At 71.2% G+C, this 15459-nt stretch carries 15 protein-coding genes; all 15 read left to right on the top strand.

Translation table 11 applies throughout. The annotated features are described in order from the left end of the window. The first annotated feature begins 71 nt into the window (after window positions 1-71). Window positions 72-1706, top strand: coding sequence for an acyl-CoA dehydrogenase family protein (locus ACFYX0_RS07490; RefSeq protein WP_388967458.1), 1635 nt, complete (start codon window positions 72-74; stop codon window positions 1704-1706). Window positions 1707-2134: 428 nt separating this feature from the next. Continuing rightward, entirely contained in the window at window positions 2135-3424 is a 1290-nt protein-coding gene (locus ACFYX0_RS07485; protein WP_388967455.1) for a GAF domain-containing protein, read from the top strand. A gap of 298 nt (window positions 3425-3722) precedes the next feature. Next, a complete protein-coding gene (locus ACFYX0_RS07480; protein ID WP_388967452.1) occupies window positions 3723-5117 on the top strand; it encodes a hypothetical protein in 1395 nt (464 codons plus the stop codon). A gap of 116 nt (window positions 5118-5233) precedes the next feature. Continuing rightward, complete coding sequence (locus ACFYX0_RS07475) at window positions 5234-5806, top strand: GNAT family N-acetyltransferase (RefSeq protein ID WP_388967449.1); 573 nt, start codon at window positions 5234-5236, stop codon at window positions 5804-5806. Window positions 5807-5931: 125 nt separating this feature from the next. Further along, a complete protein-coding gene (locus tag ACFYX0_RS07470; protein WP_309486338.1) occupies window positions 5932-6015 on the top strand; it encodes a putative leader peptide in 84 nt (27 codons plus the stop codon). A gap of 124 nt (window positions 6016-6139) precedes the next feature. Continuing rightward, window positions 6140-7831, top strand: a complete 1692-nt coding sequence (locus tag ACFYX0_RS07465) for a nitrite/sulfite reductase (RefSeq protein WP_388967446.1) — start codon at window positions 6140-6142, stop codon at window positions 7829-7831. Continuing rightward, on the top strand, window positions 7828-8007 hold the full coding sequence (locus tag ACFYX0_RS07460) for a hypothetical protein (protein WP_311700139.1): 180 nt from the start codon (window positions 7828-7830) through the stop codon (window positions 8005-8007). Before ACFYX0_RS07465 ends, ACFYX0_RS07460 begins: the two co-directional genes overlap by 4 nt. Continuing rightward, window positions 8004-8714, top strand: coding sequence for a phosphoadenylyl-sulfate reductase (locus ACFYX0_RS07455; protein ID WP_388967443.1), 711 nt, complete (start codon window positions 8004-8006; stop codon window positions 8712-8714). Before ACFYX0_RS07460 ends, ACFYX0_RS07455 begins: the two co-directional genes overlap by 4 nt. Before the next feature lie 2 nt (window positions 8715-8716). Next, entirely contained in the window at window positions 8717-9298 is a 582-nt protein-coding gene (cysC, locus tag ACFYX0_RS07450) for an adenylyl-sulfate kinase (protein WP_355905929.1), read from the top strand. Next, window positions 9295-10233, top strand: coding sequence for a sulfate adenylyltransferase subunit CysD (gene cysD, locus ACFYX0_RS07445; protein WP_388967440.1), 939 nt, complete (start codon window positions 9295-9297; stop codon window positions 10231-10233). The genes cysC and cysD overlap by 4 nt, the downstream gene beginning before the upstream one ends. A gap of 2 nt (window positions 10234-10235) precedes the next feature. Then, the gene (locus ACFYX0_RS07440; protein WP_388967437.1) at window positions 10236-11564 is read left to right on the top strand and encodes a sulfate adenylyltransferase subunit 1; all 1329 of its coding nucleotides are present in this window, start codon (window positions 10236-10238) and stop codon (window positions 11562-11564) included. Window positions 11565-11802: 238 nt separating this feature from the next. Next, on the top strand, window positions 11803-12912 hold the full coding sequence (locus ACFYX0_RS07435) for an aliphatic sulfonate ABC transporter substrate-binding protein (protein ID WP_388967434.1): 1110 nt from the start codon (window positions 11803-11805) through the stop codon (window positions 12910-12912). Window positions 12913-12947: 35 nt separating this feature from the next. Beyond that, window positions 12948-13736 carry an ABC transporter ATP-binding protein gene (locus tag ACFYX0_RS07430; RefSeq protein ID WP_388967432.1) on the top strand — a complete coding sequence of 263 codons (789 nt, stop codon included), beginning with the start codon at window positions 12948-12950 and terminating at the stop codon, window positions 13734-13736. Then, window positions 13723-14634, top strand: coding sequence for an ABC transporter permease (locus tag ACFYX0_RS07425; RefSeq protein ID WP_388967429.1), 912 nt, complete (start codon window positions 13723-13725; stop codon window positions 14632-14634). Before ACFYX0_RS07430 ends, ACFYX0_RS07425 begins: the two co-directional genes overlap by 14 nt. A 6-nt stretch (window positions 14635-14640) precedes the next feature. Then, a complete protein-coding gene (locus ACFYX0_RS07420) occupies window positions 14641-15390 on the top strand; it encodes a sirohydrochlorin chelatase (protein WP_388967426.1) in 750 nt (249 codons plus the stop codon). Window positions 15391-15459: the final 69 nt, after the last annotated feature.

The following is a 15459-nucleotide window of genomic DNA, read 5'->3' as shown; positions in this document are numbered from 1 at the left end:
TTCCCGAGGGGGCGGCCGTATGCCCGCAGACACGGGTGACCGAGGGGCGTACTCAGGGGTAAGTTCGCCCCATGGCAGCCACCACGCACACCGTGACCAACCAGGCTCCACCGCTGGTCGAGTACGACGTCTTCACCGCCGATCGCGCCCTCGTGGAGGCCGTCGAGCGGCATCTTGACCCTGCGCTCCTCGACGAGGCGCGCGGCGAGTTGTCCGGAGTCGGGCGCAGTGCCGGTTCCACCCAGGTGCAGGAGTGGGGGGTCCAGGCCAACGAGAACCCGCCGAAGCTGCGCACCCACGACCGCTACGGCAACCGGATCGACGAGGTCGAGTTCCACCCGGCCTGGCACCGGCTGCTCGGCAAGGGGGTCTCCGCGGGGCTGACCGCGGCCTGGGTACGGCCGGGCGGTCATGTGCGGCGCGCGGCCGCGTTCACGGTCTGGTCGCAGGTCGAGGCGGGCAACGGCTGCCCGTTGTCGATGACGCACGCCGCGGTGCCGGCCCTGCGCACGGACCCGGCGCTCGCCGCCGAGTGGGAGCCCCGGCTGACCTCTCTGGTCTACGAGCGGGGTCTGCGGCCCGCCGCGCAGAAGGCCGGGGTGCTCTTCGGCATGGGGATGACGGAGAAGCAGGGCGGCAGCGACGTACGCGCGAACACGACCGAGGCCCGGCCGCTCGCGGAGGACGGGACGTACGAGCTGCGGGGCCACAAGTGGTTCTGCTCGGCGCCCATGTCCGACGGGTTCCTGGTACTGGCGCAGGCACCGGGAGGACTGACCTGCTTCCTCGTCCCGCGTGTGCTGGAGGACGGCACCCGGAACGTGTTCATGATCCAGCGGCTCAAGGACAAGCTGGGCAACCGGTCGAACGCTTCCAGCGAGGTGGAGTTCGACGGCACCTGGGCGCGCCGGGTCGGCGAGGAGGGGCGCGGGGTGCGGACCATCATCGAGATGGTCGCGGCCACGCGGCTCGACTGCGTCCTCGGCTCGACCGCGCTGATGCGGCAGGCGCTGGTGCAGGCGATCCACCACTGCGACTACCGGGAGGCGTTCGGCGGCAGGCTCGTCGACAAGCCGCTGATGCGCAACGTGCTGGCGGACCTGGCCCTGGAGTCGGAGGCGGCGACGACGCTGGCGCTGCGGCTGGCGGCGGCGTACGACGACGGGAGCGAGCAGGAGCGGGCGTTGCTGCGGCTCGCGGTGCCCGCCGCGAAGTACTGGGTGACCAAGCGCTGCACCCCGGTGGTGGTCGAGGCCTCCGAGTGCCTCGGCGGCAACGGCTACGTCGAGGAGTCGGGCATGCCCCGGCTGCTGCGGGAGTCGCCGCTGAACTCGATCTGGGAGGGCGCGGGCAATGTGCAGGCGCTCGACGTGCTGCGGGCCATGCAGCGCGAGCCGGGCTCCCTGAACGCCTTCCTCCAGGAGGTCGGCCGGGCCCGTGGCGCGGACCACCGGCTGGACGGCGCGATCAAGGACCTGCTCACCGAGCTCGCCGACCTGGAGGGCATCGAGGCGCGGGCGCGCCGGCTGGTGGAGCGGATGGCGCTGGTGCTCCAGGGATCGCTGCTCGTCCGGTACGCCCCGACGGAGGTCGCCGACGCCTTCTGCGCCTCCCGGCTGGGCGGCGACTGGGGCACGGCCTTCGGCACCCTGCCGCACACGCTGGATCTGGCCACGGTGGTGGAGCGGGCGCGAGCGGCCCTCTGACGTCTACGGCGCACAACGGGACGTAGGAGCGTACGCGGGGGTGGTGCTGCGCCGACACGGCACCACCCCCGCTGGTCTGGCCCCCCAGAAGGAGCGCGGACGCCGCCGGAGCGACGTTGCACAAGTTTCAACCAGCCCGGGGATGTCCGCCAGGGTTGCAGAGGGTTGCAAGTCACTGCCCACAAATGGCCGGAGTGCCCCCCTCCGCCGTGAGCAGAGGGCACTATGAGGACCACCGTCAACACAGGTCCGGTTGATCCGGCCGGAAACAGCCGACGGGCGCGGCGGGCGAGCCGCCGAGGCCGGGGGCCGGGGGCGCACGGACGCCGGCGCGGGAGGGACCGCGCACGGCACGTTCTCGCCACCGGCTCGGGCGACCCGCGGCGGACAGGCCGGACGGCAGCGACAGGTCCTTGGGGGAGGTTCCAGTGGCGCACTCGGCGAACGACGTCACGCGGCTCGCCGCCGTTAATCCCGCGCAGGCGGCGCATGTGCTGAGCGAGGTGCGCAGCGCGACGCTCTCTGGGCAGCGCGCCCCCGTCCCGCCGCGCCCGGTGATCGAGGCGTCGTGGGGGCGAGCGCTGCGCGGCGGCGTCGACCCGGAGCACGACGTCCGGGCCCGGCCGCTCACCCATGACGAGATCGAGCGGCGGCGCCGCGACTCGCCGCTCCGTCAGGTGCTGCCCGTGCTGCGGGAGGGCCTGCTGTCGGTCGCGGACGTCGCGCACCACATCATGGTGGTCGCCGACGCGGACGGCCGGGTGCTGTGGCGCGAGGGCAGCCCCTCGGTCCTGCGCAAGGCGGACGGGCTGGGCTTCGAACCGGGCGCGGACTGGGGCGAGGGGGTCGTCGGCACCAACGGCGTGGGCACCCCGGCGGTGACCCGGCGTCCGGTGCAGGTGTTCGCGTCCGAGCACCTCGTACGCTCCCACGCCTCCTGGACGTGCACCGGCGCCCCGATCACGGATCCGCGCGACGGCCGGCTGATCGGCGTCGTGGACATCAGCGGCCCGCTGCGGACCATGCATCCGGCGACGGTCGCCTGGGTCGACACGGTGGCCAAGCTCGCCGAGGCCCGGCTGCGCGAGTTGCATCTGACCTCGCTGGACCGGCTGCGCGCGGTGGCGGCGCCCCTGCTCGCCGGGCTCGGCGGCCGAGCGCTGGCGGTGGACAAGGACGGCTGGACGGCGGCGGTGACCGGGATGCCGTATGTGAGCCGGGTGGCCCTGCCCGTGTCGCTCGCCCCCGGCCGCTCCCTGCTGCCGGCGGTGGGGCTCTGCACGGTGGAGCCGCTGCCGGACGGCTGGCTGATCCGCGCGGCCGACGCGCCCGCGCCGGAGCGCGCGAGCCGCGTGGTCCTGGATGTGGCGCACCCGCGCCGCTGGTCGGTGACGGTGTCGGGCGACACGGGTTCCTGGACCCATGAACTGAGCCCGCGGCACGCCGAGTTGCTGTACCTCCTCGCGCTCCACCGCGCGGGCCGCTCGGCCGCCGACCTCTCCGCCGACCTGTTCGGCGACCCCGCTCGCACGGTGACGGTGCGCGCGGAGATGTCCCGGGTCAGGCGGTACCTCGGGGCCTTTCTGGAACACCGGCCGTATCGTTTCCGTGATGCGGCGGAGGTGGAGGTGCTGCTTCCCGCGGACCCCACGGACCTGCTGCCGCACTCGGTGGCACCGACGGTGGTGCGGGCCCGAAGCATCACCGCGTCACCGTGACACCGAGACGCCCTGAGGCAGGCGGGACTTTCGCCACACGTCCTAGGAGTTGTCGTCAAACTCCTGCCTGCCCCGCGACGCCATGCACGCACTCTCGCCGCAGAGCCCGCCCTCCGGGCGGACGACGGGAGTTCGACGACAGGAGCTAGCCCTCACGGTGGGGATATCCCTTTATTTCCCGGGTCTTCGACCGGTGCCGCATCCGTCTGCCGTAGCATCCCCTTCACAGGCCACCCCACCCGCTTCTCCCGTCAACGTGCGGATCGTGAGGAGCAGTTGGCCTACGCCGGGAGGTCGTATGAAGCACCGTGGCAGACACCGCCGCAGGCGCCGGGGCCGTGCGCTGCGGGCCACGCTCGCCGGAACCGCACTGGCGCTCACCGCCGCTGCCACGCTGATCAGCACCTCCCAGGCCGCGGGCGGGGACAACCCCGGGGGCCTGACCCGGGTCACCACCGCGGCGGAGACCGCCGGGCTCCGCCTCCACGAGAACCTCACCGACCGGCGCACACTCGACTCGCTCACCCGTGCGATGGGCGGCCGCGTGAGCGTCCACGACGTCCTTCAGGCCGCCGACCACCCGATGCGCGACCGGTCCGCGTGCGACGCCGCCGAGACGGCCGCGCTGCCGGTGAAGCCGGCGGCCACGCGCGCGTACTGCTGGGACAACGGCGACGCGACGACCCCCCAGTGGCGCCCCCGGTCCGTCACCACCTCCGGGGACGCCGACGACGACGGCCGCTGGGGTCCCGACCGGGTCGTCCTGTCCGGCTGGACGCACGACGACCGCCACGCCGGGCGCCGTTCCCCCGCCGCCGACCGGGGGCTCGCCCGGGTCGCATTCATCGACGCGAACGACCCGGCCCGCCTCGCCTACCGCTGGGTCCTGCTGGTCGCCCCCAGCGCCGACGGCAAGGGCTTCGAAGCCGTACGCACCCGTCTGTCCGGGATGGTGTGGCACCAGGACAAGCTGATCGTCACCGCCCGCGACTCCCTGCTCGTCTTCGACCTCCAGCGCATCCTGAAGGCGGACGTCGACAGTGACGCCATCGGCCGGGTCAAGGGCGGCTACTCGGCGCACGGCTACCAGTTCGTGCTGCCCGAGATCGGCTCCTACCGCCTGACCGGCGGCCCCTGTTCGACAGCGGACGACCGCACGGTCCCCTGTTTCTCCGCCCTCTCCCTGGACCGCACCTCGACCCCGGACAGCCTGGTGGCGAGCGAGTGGTTCCCTCCCGGCGGCACCAACCGGCCGGCCCGCCTGTGGCGCTACGCCTACAGCACCGTCCCCGGCCGCACCGGACTGCTGGCCACAGACGCGCACGGAGGCGTCCGGGCGACCGAGACCTACGAGACCGACGCGGCCGGGGTCCAGGGCGTGCTGTCGCACAAGCGCCCGGGGGAAGCCCGGCCGGACTGGTACGTCGACCGCGCGCCCACCGTCGGCGGCCGGCACGGAACGCTCTGGCGGCAGACCGCCTCCGGCGCGAAGGCGACCACCTGCGCGGCCGACGAGACCCATGCCTGCTGGGGCCGGCACACCACGTCCCTGTCGTACTGGCAGCAGACGGGCGAACTGTGGACGCTTACGGAGGGCGCGGTCGGCGAGGACGACGACTCGGGGACGGGCTCGGCCGACGGACGGGTGCTGTACGCGGTGCCGCTCAACTCCGTCGACGACGCGCTGGAGTAGCGGACGCACGACCGGCCGGACCGACGACACACCGCAGCAGCGAACGCGGACCGGCCGGAGTCCGGGGGGCGGACCCCCCCTCGTCAGGCCGCGTGTCCCCATGATTCCCTGACCGCATGAGCACCCTCACCGTGACCACGTGGTCCCTGGAACAGACCTCCCCGGCCGATCTGCGGCCCGCCACGGCCCCCGAGGGCGATGTCCGGATCGTCCGCGCGGAGGTGCCCTCGCCGGCGTTCAGCCGCTTCCTGTACGCGTCGGTCGGCGGGGACATCCATTGGACCGACCGGCTGGGCTGGACCTACGCACGGTGGCAGGAGTACCTGGAGCGGCCGGGCGTGGAGACCTGGGTCGCCTACGACCGGGGCACACCGGCCGGGTATGTCGAGCTGGACCCCGTGGAGGAAGGGGTCGTCGAGATCGCCTACTTCGGGCTGCTCCCGGCGTTCCGCGGGCGGCGGATCGGGGGACACCTGCTCTCGTACGGCACCGCGCGCGCCTGGGACCTCGCGGACCGCCGGTCGGGGTGCGTGCCGACCAAGCGGGTGTGGCTGCACACGTGCAGCAAGGACGGCGAACACGCGATGGACAACTACCAGCGCCGGGGCTTCCGGCTCTTCGACACCAAGGTCGAGGAGGAGCCCGACGTGCCCACGCCGGGGCCCTGGATGGGGGCTTACCCGGCCTGACCTGCATCCACACGGCGGGCCCCGCCATGTGACCAAGGACACCACTGTCCCGCATCTCGGGACAGGGGTGTCCACATCACGGACGGATCTGGACTGGGTCCAATACGCCGTGCCACGCTTCCGTCATGTCTGGAACTGGAATCGCCTTGGTGAGTCGACGACACGTCGATCTCGGCCGCATGTCCAGCGCCATCTGTCCGGCGAGCTGAGACTCCAGCCAGTTCCCTTTTTTCTTCTCTTCCTCACCCTCGCGCAGAGCCGCGCACTTGTGACATGCGCCTGTAAACGCAGGTAAGAGCCGCTGCCCCCGTCTGTCCGAAGGACGTACTCACCATGGCCGCCACCCCGCAGAATTCCGCCACGCCCCGCCGCAAGGTGAGCCGTCACCGTGGCGAGGGTCAGTGGGCGGTGGGTCACTTCACCCCGCTCAACGGCAACGAACAGTTCAAGAAGGACGACGACGGTCTCAATGTGCGGACACGTATTGAGACGATCTACTCCCGGCGCGGCTTCGACTCCATCGACCCCAGCGATCTGCGCGGCCGGATGCGCTGGTGGGGTCTGTACACCCAGCGCAAGCCCGGGATCGACGGCGGCAAGACCGCGATTCTGGAGCCGGAGGAGCTGGACGACAGGCACTTCATGCTCCGCGTCCGCATCGACGGCGGCCGGCTGACGACCCGGCAGCTGCGCGTCATCGGTGAGGTCTCGCAGGAGTTCGCCCGCGGCACCGCCGACATCACCGACCGGCAGAACGTCCAGTACCACTGGATCCGGATCGAGGACGTCCCCGAGATCTGGAACCGTCTGGAGGCCGTCGGGCTGTCCACCACCGAGGCCTGCGGCGACACGCCCCGCGTGATCCTCGGCTCGCCCGTCGCCGGTATCGCCGAGGACGAGATCGTCGACGGCACCCCGGCCATCGAGGAGATCCACCGCCGGGTCATCGGCAACAAGGCGTACTCGAACCTGCCGCGCAAGTTCAAGACCGCGATCTCGGGATCGCCGCTGCTCGACGTGGCCCACGAGATCAACGACGTCGCCTTCGTCGGCGTGGTCCACCCGGAGCACGGCCCCGGCTTCGACGTGTGGGTCGGCGGCGGTCTGTCCACCAACCCGAAGATCGGGCAGCGGCTCGGCGCCTGGGTACCGCTGGACGAGGTGCCGGACGTCCACGAGGGCGTCATCTCGATCTTCCGTGACTACGGCTACCGCCGGCTGCGCAACCGCGCCCGGCTGAAGTTCCTGGTCGCCGACTGGGGCGTGGAGAAGTTCCGTCAGGTGCTGGAGGGCGAGTACCTGAAGCGGAAACTGACGGACGGTCCGGCGCCCGCACAGCCCGTGGAGCGCTGGCGCGACCACGTCGGGGTGCACCGGCAGAAGGACGGCCGCTACTACGTCGGGTTCGCGCCGCGGGTGGGCCGTGTGGACGGGACGACGCTGACGAAGATCGCGGACCTCGCCGAGGCACACGGCTCCGGCCGGGTCCGGACGACCGCCGAGCAGAAGATGATCGTGCTCGACGTCGAGCAGGACCAGATCGACTCGCTGGTCGAGGGCCTGGAGGCGCTCGACCTCAGGGTGAAGCCGTCCTCGTTCCGGCGCGGCACCATGGCCTGCACCGGCATCGAGTTCTGCAAGCTCGCCATCGTCGAGACCAAGGCGCGCGGTTCCGCGCTGATCGACGAACTGGAGCGCCGCATCCCGGACTTCGACGAGCCGCTCACCATCAACATCAACGGCTGCCCGAACGCCTGCGCCCGTATCCAGGTGGCGGACATCGGTCTCAAGGGCCAGCTGGTCCTGAACGACAACGGCGAGCAGGTCGAGGGCTACCAGGTGCACCTGGGCGGCGCGCTCGGCCTGGAGGCCGGCTTCGGCCGCAAGGTCCGCGGTCTGAAGGTCACCTCCGACGAACTGCCGGACTACATCGAGCGGGTACTCAAGCGCTTCCAGGCGGAGCGTGAGGACGGCGAGCGGTTCGCGACCTGGGCGGCCCGGGCGTCCGAGGAGGCGCTGTCGTGAGCGAGCGAGCGGCCCCCTTCTACTGCCCCTACTGCGGCGACGAGGACCTTCGTCCCAGCGAACAGGGACATGGCGCATGGGAATGCGCGGCGTGCAATCGAGCCTTCCAGCTGAAGTTCCTGGGCCTGCTGGCCCAGGGGCTCCGGCGAGCCGACAGCGGAGGGGACGGGATATGACGACGACTCAGCAAGAGTGCGGCACCGACGAGTTGAGGGCGCTCGCCGAGCAGGCGGGCCGCGATCTGGAGGACGCCTCCGCGCTGGAGATCCTCGCGTGGGCGGCCGAGACGTTCGGCAAACGCTTCTGCGTGACCTCCTCGATGGAGGACGCGGTGGTGGCCCACCTCGCCTCCCGCGCGATGCCGGGTGTGGATGTCGTGTTCCTCGACACCGGCTACCACTTCCCGGAGACCATCGGCACCCGCGACGCGGTCGAGGCCGTGATGGACGTCAACGTCATCACGCTCACCCCGCGGCAGACGGTCGCCGAGCAGGACGCCGAGTACGGGCCCCGGCTGCACGACCGGGATCCCGACCTGTGCTGCAAGCTGCGCAAGGTCCAGCCCCTGGAGGAAGGCCTCACGGGCTATGACGCCTGGGCGACCGGACTGCGCCGCGACGAGTCCCCGACCCGGGCGAACACCCCGGTCGTCGGCTGGGACGAGAAGCGGCAGAAGGTCAAGGTCTCGCCGATCGCCCGCTGGACCCAGGAGGACGTGGAGGCGTACATCGCCGAACACGGCGTCCTCACCAACCCGTTGCTGATGGACGGCTATGCCTCCGTGGGCTGCGCTCCCTGCACCCGCCGGGTCCTGGCGGGCGAGGACGCGCGCGCCGGTCGCTGGGCGGGCCGCGCCAAGACCGAGTGCGGGCTGCACGGCTGACCATGACTCAGCTTTCCACGAACGTTCCGACAACCAGGGAGACCCCCGTGACAACCGGAGCCACCGTCTGGCTCACGGGTCTGCCGAGCGCCGGCAAGACCACGATCGCCTACGAGCTGGCCGGCCGGCTGCGCGCGGAGGGCCACCGGGTCGAGGTGCTCGACGGCGACGAGATCCGCGAGTTCATCTCCGCGGGCCTCGGCTTCAGCCGCGCGGACCGGCACACGAACGTGCAGCGCATCGGCTTTCTCGCGGATCTGCTCGCCCGGAACGGCGTCAAGGCGCTGGTCCCGGTGATCGCGCCGTACGCGGACAGCCGCGAGGCGGTGCGCAAGCGCCACCAGGAGAGCGGGGCGCCGTACATCGAGGTGCATGTGGCGACGCCTGTGGAGGTGTGCTCCGTACGCGATGTGAAGGGCCTGTACGCCAAGCAGGCCGCGGGCGAACTGACGGGCCTGACGGGGGTCGACGACCCGTACGAGGAGCCCGAGTCCCCCGATCTGCGGATCGAGTCCCAGAACCAGACCGTGCAGGAGTCGGCGGCCGCGGTGCACGCGCTGCTCAGCGAAAGGGGGCTGGCATGACGACCACCGCCACCTCGACCACCGGGGGCACGGACAGCCCGTACGCCCTGTCCCATCTGGACGCGCTGGAGTCCGAGGCCGTCCATGTCTTCCGTGAGGTGGCGGGCGAGTTCGAGCGGCCGGTGATCCTGTTCTCCGGCGGCAAGGACTCCATCGTCATGCTGCACCTGGCGCTGAAGGCGTTCACGCCCGCGCCGGTGCCGTTCTCGCTGCTGCACGTGGACACCGGGCACAACTTCCCCGAGGTGCTGGAGTACCGCGACCGCGCCGTCGCGCGGCACGGGCTGCGGCTGCATGTGGCGTCCGTGCAGGACTACATCGACCGCGGGGTGCTCAAGGAGCGCCCCGACGGCACCCGGAACCCCCTGCAGACCCTGCCCCTGACCGAGAAGATCCAGGCGGAGCGGTTCGATGCCGTCTTCGGCGGCGGCCGCCGGGACGAGGAGAAGGCCCGCGCCAAGGAGCGCGTCTTCTCGCTGCGCGACGAGTTCTCCCAGTGGGACCCGCGCCGCCAGCGCCCCGAGCTGTGGCAGCTCTACAACGGCCGCCACGCGGCCGGCGAACACGTCCGGGTGTTCCCCCTGTCCAACTGGACCGAACTGGACGTGTGGCAGTACATCGCCCGAGAGGGCATCGAACTGCCCGAGATCTACTTCGCCCATGAGCGCGACGTCTTCCGGCGCAGCGGCATGTGGCTGACCGGGGGCGACTGGGGCGGGCCCAAGGAGGGCGAGACGGTCGAGCGGCGCCTGGTGCGCTACCGGACCGTCGGTGACATGTCCTGCACCGGTGCCGTGGACTCGGAGGCGGTGACCCTGGAGCAGGTGATCGCCGAGATCGCCGCCTCCCGGCTCACCGAGCGCGGCGCCACCCGCGCGGACGACAAGCTGTCCGAGGCCGCCATGGAGGACCGCAAGCGCGAGGGGTACTTCTAGCCATGACCACGACCACGGAACTCTCCGCCACCACCCTCCTGCGGTTCGCCACCGCCGGCTCGGTCGACGACGGCAAGTCCACGCTCGTCGGGCGGCTGCTGCACGACTCCAAGTCGGTGCTCGCCGACCAGCTGGAGGCCGTGGAGCGCGCCTCGGCGAGCCGCGGCAAGGAAGGTCCGGACCTCGCGCTGCTCACCGACGGCCTGCGCGCCGAGCGCGAACAGGGCATCACCATCGACGTGGCGTACCGCTACTTCGCCACGCCCCGCCGGCGGTTCATCCTCGCCGACACCCCCGGCCATGTGCAGTACACGCGGAACATGGTCACCGGTGCCTCCACCGCCGAGCTGACGGTGGTCCTGGTCGACGCCCGCAACGGCGTCGTCGAGCAGACCCGCCGTCACGCCGCGATCGCCGCCCTGCTGCGCGTCCCGCACGTGGTCCTCGCCGTGAACAAGATGGACCTCGTGGACTACCAGGAGTCGGTGTTCGCGGCGATCGCCAAGGAGTTCACGGCGTACGCGACCGAGCTGGGCGTCCCCGAGGTCACCGCGATCCCGATCTCGGCGCTGGCCGGTGACAACGTGGTGGAGCCGTCCGCGAACATGGACTGGTACGGCGGCCCCACCGTCCTGGAGCACCTGGAGACGGTCCCGGTCAGCCACGATCTGGCGCACTGCCACGCGCGCCTGCCCGTGCAGTACGTGATCCGCCCGCAGAGCACCGAGCACCCCGACTACCGGGGTTACGCGGGCCAGATCGCGGCCGGCACCTTCCGCGTCGGCGAGCAGGTCACCGTGCTGCCCTCCGGCCGGACCACGAAGGTCTCCGGGATCGACCTGCTGGGCAGGCCGGTCGACGTGGCGTGGACCCCGCAGTCGGTGACCCTCCTGCTGGAGGACGACATCGACATCTCGCGCGGCGACCTGATCGTGCCGAGCAAGGACGCGCCCGCGACCACCCAGGACATCGAGGCGACGGTCTGCCATGTCGCGGACCAGGCGCTGACCGTCGGCCACCGGGTGCTGCTCAAGCACGGCACCCGCACGGTCAAGGCGGTCGTCAAGGACATCCCGTCCCGCCTCACCCTGGACGACCTGTCCCTGCACCCGCACCCGGGTCAGCTCGTCGCCAACGACATCGGCCGGGTGAAGATCCGTACCGCGGAGCCGCTGCCGGTGGACGCGTACGCGGACTCCCGCCGCACCGGATCGTTCATCCTGATCGACCCGGCCGACGGCACCACGCTCACCGCGGGCATGGTCGGCGAGTCGTTCGCCGCGCCCGAGCCGGTGAAGGACCACGCCGACGGCGACGGGTGGGACTTCTGACCATGACCACCACCTGCTTCTACTCGATGTTCGCGAAGGAGGGCGGCCGCGTCGGCAGCGGCGCCCTCGGGAGCGGGCAGGGCGGAGTGGCGCGATGTGCGCGATGACGTACGCGCACCGCCTGCGCGCCCAGTCCCCCCACCTGACGTCCCAGCAGCGACGAAGACCCTCAGCCGAACTCCCGGCCACGACCACCTGAGAGACCGTGACCGCCGGGCCAACGAGAGGACCGCCTCCCGTGCCTGCCAACCGCTCCCCGCTTCGCGGCGCCATAGCCGCACTCGCCGTTCTCCCCCTCCTCACCCTCGCCGCCTGCGGCTACGGGTCCGAGGCCAAGGACGACTCCTCCAGCCAGAAGATCGTCGCCGGAGCCAAGAAGATCGACGGTCTCGACTCCGTGAAGATCGGCTACTTCGGCAACCTCACCCACGCGACCGCACTCGTCGGCGTCCAGAAGGGCTTCTTCCAGAAGTCGCTCGGCGGCACGCAGGCCAAGTACCAGATCTTCAACGCCGGTCCCTCCGAGATCGAGGCCCTCAACTCCGGTGCCATCGACATCGGCTGGATCGGACCCTCCCCGGCGATCAACGGCTACACCAAGTCCGACGGGAAGAGCCTGCGCATCATCGGCGGTTCGGCGTCCGGCGGGGTGAAGCTCGTCGTCGACCCGAAGAAGATCAAGTCGCTGAAGGACGTCAAGGGCAAGAAGATCGCGACGCCTCAGCTCGGCAACACGCAGGACGTGGCCTTCCTCAACTGGGTCGCGGAACAGGGCTGGAAGGTCGACCCGGAGAGCGGCAAGGGCGATGTCTCGGTGGTCCGCACCGACAACAAGGTCACCCCCGACGCCTTCAAGACCGGCTCGATCGACGGCGCCTGGGTGCCGGAGCCGACCGCGTCCAAGCTGGTGGCGGAGGGCGGCAAGGTCCTGCTGGACGAGTCGTCGCTGTGGCCCGGCGAGAAGTTCGTGATCACGAACATCATCGTGTCGCAGAAGTTCCTCACGGAGCACCCGAAGGCCGTGGAGGCGGTCCTCAGGGCGTCGGTCGACACCAACAAGTGGATCAACGCCAACCCGGACGAGGCCAAGGCCGCGGCGAACAAGCAGCTGGAGGCCGACTCCGGCAAGGCACTGCCGGCGAACGTGCTGGACCCGGCGTGGAAGTCGATCCAGATCACCGACGACCCGCTGGCCTCGACCCTGAACACCGAGGCGCAGCACGCGGTCAAGTCCGGTCTGCTGAAGGACCCGAAGCTGGCCGGCATCTACGACCTGACCCTGCTGAACAAGGTCCTCAAGGACGAGGGCGAGAGCACCGTCGACGACGCCGGTCTCGGCGCGAAGTAAGCCCGGTCCCGAAGAGTTCCCAGGAGGTGACGACCATGGCCACCGCTCTCGCCAAGGCCGCCGAAGGCGCCGCGTCGGTGGAGCACGCCGCGCGGATCGAGCATGTCTCGAAGTCCTTCGCCGGGCCCGCCGGACAGCAGCTCGTCCTCGACGACATCACCCTGGATGTCGCTCCGGGTGAGTTCGTCACCCTCCTGGGGGCCTCGGGCTGCGGCAAGTCCACCCTGCTCAACCTGGTCGCGGGGCTCGACAGGCCCTCCGCGGGCGACATCACCACCCAGGGGCGCCCGGCGCTGATGTTCCAGGAACACGCCCTGTTCCCCTGGCTGACCGCGGGCAAGAACATCGAACTCGCCCTGAAGCTGCGGGGCGTTCCGAAGAGCGAGCGGCGCGGCAAGGCCGAGGAGCTGCTCGAACTGGTCCGTCTCCAGGGCTCGTACGGAAAGCGGGTGCACGAGCTCTCCGGCGGTATGCGCCAGCGTGTCGCCATGGCCCGGGCCCTGGCGCAGGACAGTCAGCTGCTGCTGATGGACGAGCCGTTCGCGGCGCTCGACGCGATCACCCGGGACGTGCTGCACGACGAGCTGACCCGGATCTGGGCGGAGACGGGCCTGTCCGTGCTGTTCGTCACGCACAACGTGCGTGAGGCGGTCCGGCTGGCGCAGCGCGTCGTGCTGCTGTCCTCGCGTCCGGGCCGGGTGGCGCGCGAGTGGACGGTCGACATCCCGCAGCCCCGCCGTATCGAGGACGCCCCGGTGGCGGAACTGTCCGTCGAGATCACCGAAGTACTGCGTGGGGAGATCCGCCGTCATGGCCAGCACTGAGACCACCGACCCGACGGCGGACTCCTCCGTCAGGGACAGCGCCGGGCTGGGCGGCCTGGAGGCGGGCCTCGACGCCCTGGAGGTCTCCGCCACCGGCCGGACGCCCTTCCGGCAGACCTTCGTCAACAAGATCCTGCCGCCGCTCCTCGCGATCGCGTTCGTGGTGCTGGTCTGGCAGGCACTGGTCTCCTTCAAGATCGTCGACGATCCGACCAAGCTGCCGTCCCCCGCCGACGTATGGGGCGAGGTGGAGGAGGCCTGGCTCCAGGGCAAGCTGCTCGGCTACATCTGGACCAGCGTCTCTCGCGGTCTGCTGGGCTTCCTGTTCGCCCTGGCGATCGGCACCCCGCTGGGCCTGCTGGTGGCCCGTGTGAAGTTCGTGCGCGCGGCCATCGGCCCGATCCTGTCCGGGCTCCAGTCGCTCCCGTCGGTGGCCTGGGTGCCGCCTGCGGTGATCTGGCTGGGCCTGAACAACTCGATGATGTACGCGGTGATCCTGCTCGGTGCCGTGCCGTCGATCGCCAACGGCCTGGTGTCCGGTGCCGACCAGGTGCCGCCGCTGTTCCTGCGGGCGGGCAGGACGATGGGGGCGACCGGGCTCAGGGGCACCTGGCACATCGTCATGCCCGCCGCGCTGCCGGGCTATCTGGCGGGTCTGAAGCAGGGCTGGGCCTTCTCCTGGCGCTCGCTGATGGCGGCGGAGATCATCGCCTCCTCGCCCGACCTCGGCATCGGACTGGGCGCGCTGCTGGAGAACGGCCGCAACGCCAGTTCCATGTCCATGGTCTTCGAGGCCGTCATCCTGATCCTGATCGTCGGTATCGCGATCGACCTGCTGATCTTCAGTCCGCTGGAGCGGTGGGTGCTGCGCAGTCGCGGTCTTCTCGTCAAGGGCTGACATCCCATGCATCCGAAGCCGGTCCGCCCCGTCCTGGTGGTCATCGCCCACGGCAGCCGCGATCCGCGGCATGCCGCGACGGTGCACGCCCTCGTCCGGCGGGTACGGTCGCTGCGGCCAGGGCTGCGTGTGGAGACCGGCTTCCTGGACTTCAACGTCCCCTCCGTGCAGGGGGTCCTGGAGTCGCTGGCGGACGAGGGAGTGCGCGACGCCGTGGCGCTCCCCCTGCTGCTGACGCGGGCGTTCCATGCGAAGGCGGACATCCCGGCGGTTCTGCGGGAGGCTCCGCCCCGGCTGCGGATCCGGCAGGCGGAGGTGCTGGGACCCTCGCCGCTGCTGCTCGACGCGCTGGAGCGGCGGCTGTACGAGGCGGGGCTGTCCCCCGCCGACAAGTCCTCGACCGGGGTCGTGCTGGCCTCGGCGGGGTCGACGGACCCGGAGGCGATCGCAGTGATCGCTGACATCGCGCGGGAGTGGCGGCACACCGGTTGGTGCGCCGTGCGGCCTGCGTTCGCCTCCGCTTCCCTGCCCCGCACCGAGGACGCGGTGCGGGAACTGCGGGCGGCGGGCTGCGCACGGGTGGCCGTGGCGCCGTACGTCCTGGCCCCGGGTTTTCTGCCGGACCGCATCGCCCGGGGCGCCGCCGAGGCGGACGTGCTGGCCGATGTCCTGGGGCCCGCGCCGGAGGTGGCCGACGTGGTGCTGGAACGCTACGACGAGGCCCGGCTGCCGCTGCTGACGGCCCTCGGGGCCTGAGAGCGCCGCGCGTCACGGGCGCCCACCGCCGGTGGGCGCCCGTGGGCGGTCAGCCGATGCCCGCGGGAG

This window comes from Streptomyces sp. NPDC002573 (assembly GCF_042889625.1).
GTDB classification, from domain to species: domain Bacteria; phylum Actinomycetota; class Actinomycetes; order Streptomycetales; family Streptomycetaceae; genus Streptomyces; species Streptomyces gibsoniae.
This window is presented reverse-complemented; position numbering and strand designations above follow the sequence as displayed.

What these genes read in the sequence shown, in the direction of transcription:
- ACFYX0_RS07490 (WP_388967458.1), top strand. Translation starts at nt 72, where the DNA reads ATGGCAGCCACCACGCACACCGTGACCAACCAGGCTCCACCGCTGGTC.
- ACFYX0_RS07480 (WP_388967452.1), top strand. Translation starts at nt 3,723, where the DNA reads ATGAAGCACCGTGGCAGACACCGCCGCAGGCGCCGGGGCCGTGCGCTG.
- ACFYX0_RS07475 (WP_388967449.1), top strand. Translation starts at nt 5,234, where the DNA reads ATGAGCACCCTCACCGTGACCACGTGGTCCCTGGAACAGACCTCCCCG.
- ACFYX0_RS07470 (WP_309486338.1), top strand. Translation starts at nt 5,932, where the DNA reads ATGTCTGGAACTGGAATCGCCTTGGTGAGTCGACGACACGTCGATCTC.
- ACFYX0_RS07465 (WP_388967446.1), top strand. Translation starts at nt 6,140, where the DNA reads ATGGCCGCCACCCCGCAGAATTCCGCCACGCCCCGCCGCAAGGTGAGC.
- ACFYX0_RS07455 (WP_388967443.1), top strand. Translation starts at nt 8,004, where the DNA reads ATGACGACGACTCAGCAAGAGTGCGGCACCGACGAGTTGAGGGCGCTC.
- cysC (WP_355905929.1), top strand. Translation starts at nt 8,717, where the DNA reads ATGACTCAGCTTTCCACGAACGTTCCGACAACCAGGGAGACCCCCGTG.
- cysD (WP_388967440.1), top strand. Translation starts at nt 9,295, where the DNA reads ATGACGACCACCGCCACCTCGACCACCGGGGGCACGGACAGCCCGTAC.
- ACFYX0_RS07440 (WP_388967437.1), top strand. Translation starts at nt 10,236, where the DNA reads ATGACCACGACCACGGAACTCTCCGCCACCACCCTCCTGCGGTTCGCC.
- ACFYX0_RS07430 (WP_388967432.1), top strand. Translation starts at nt 12,948, where the DNA reads ATGGCCACCGCTCTCGCCAAGGCCGCCGAAGGCGCCGCGTCGGTGGAG.
- ACFYX0_RS07425 (WP_388967429.1), top strand. Translation starts at nt 13,723, where the DNA reads ATGGCCAGCACTGAGACCACCGACCCGACGGCGGACTCCTCCGTCAGG.
- ACFYX0_RS07420 (WP_388967426.1), top strand. Translation starts at nt 14,641, where the DNA reads ATGCATCCGAAGCCGGTCCGCCCCGTCCTGGTGGTCATCGCCCACGGC.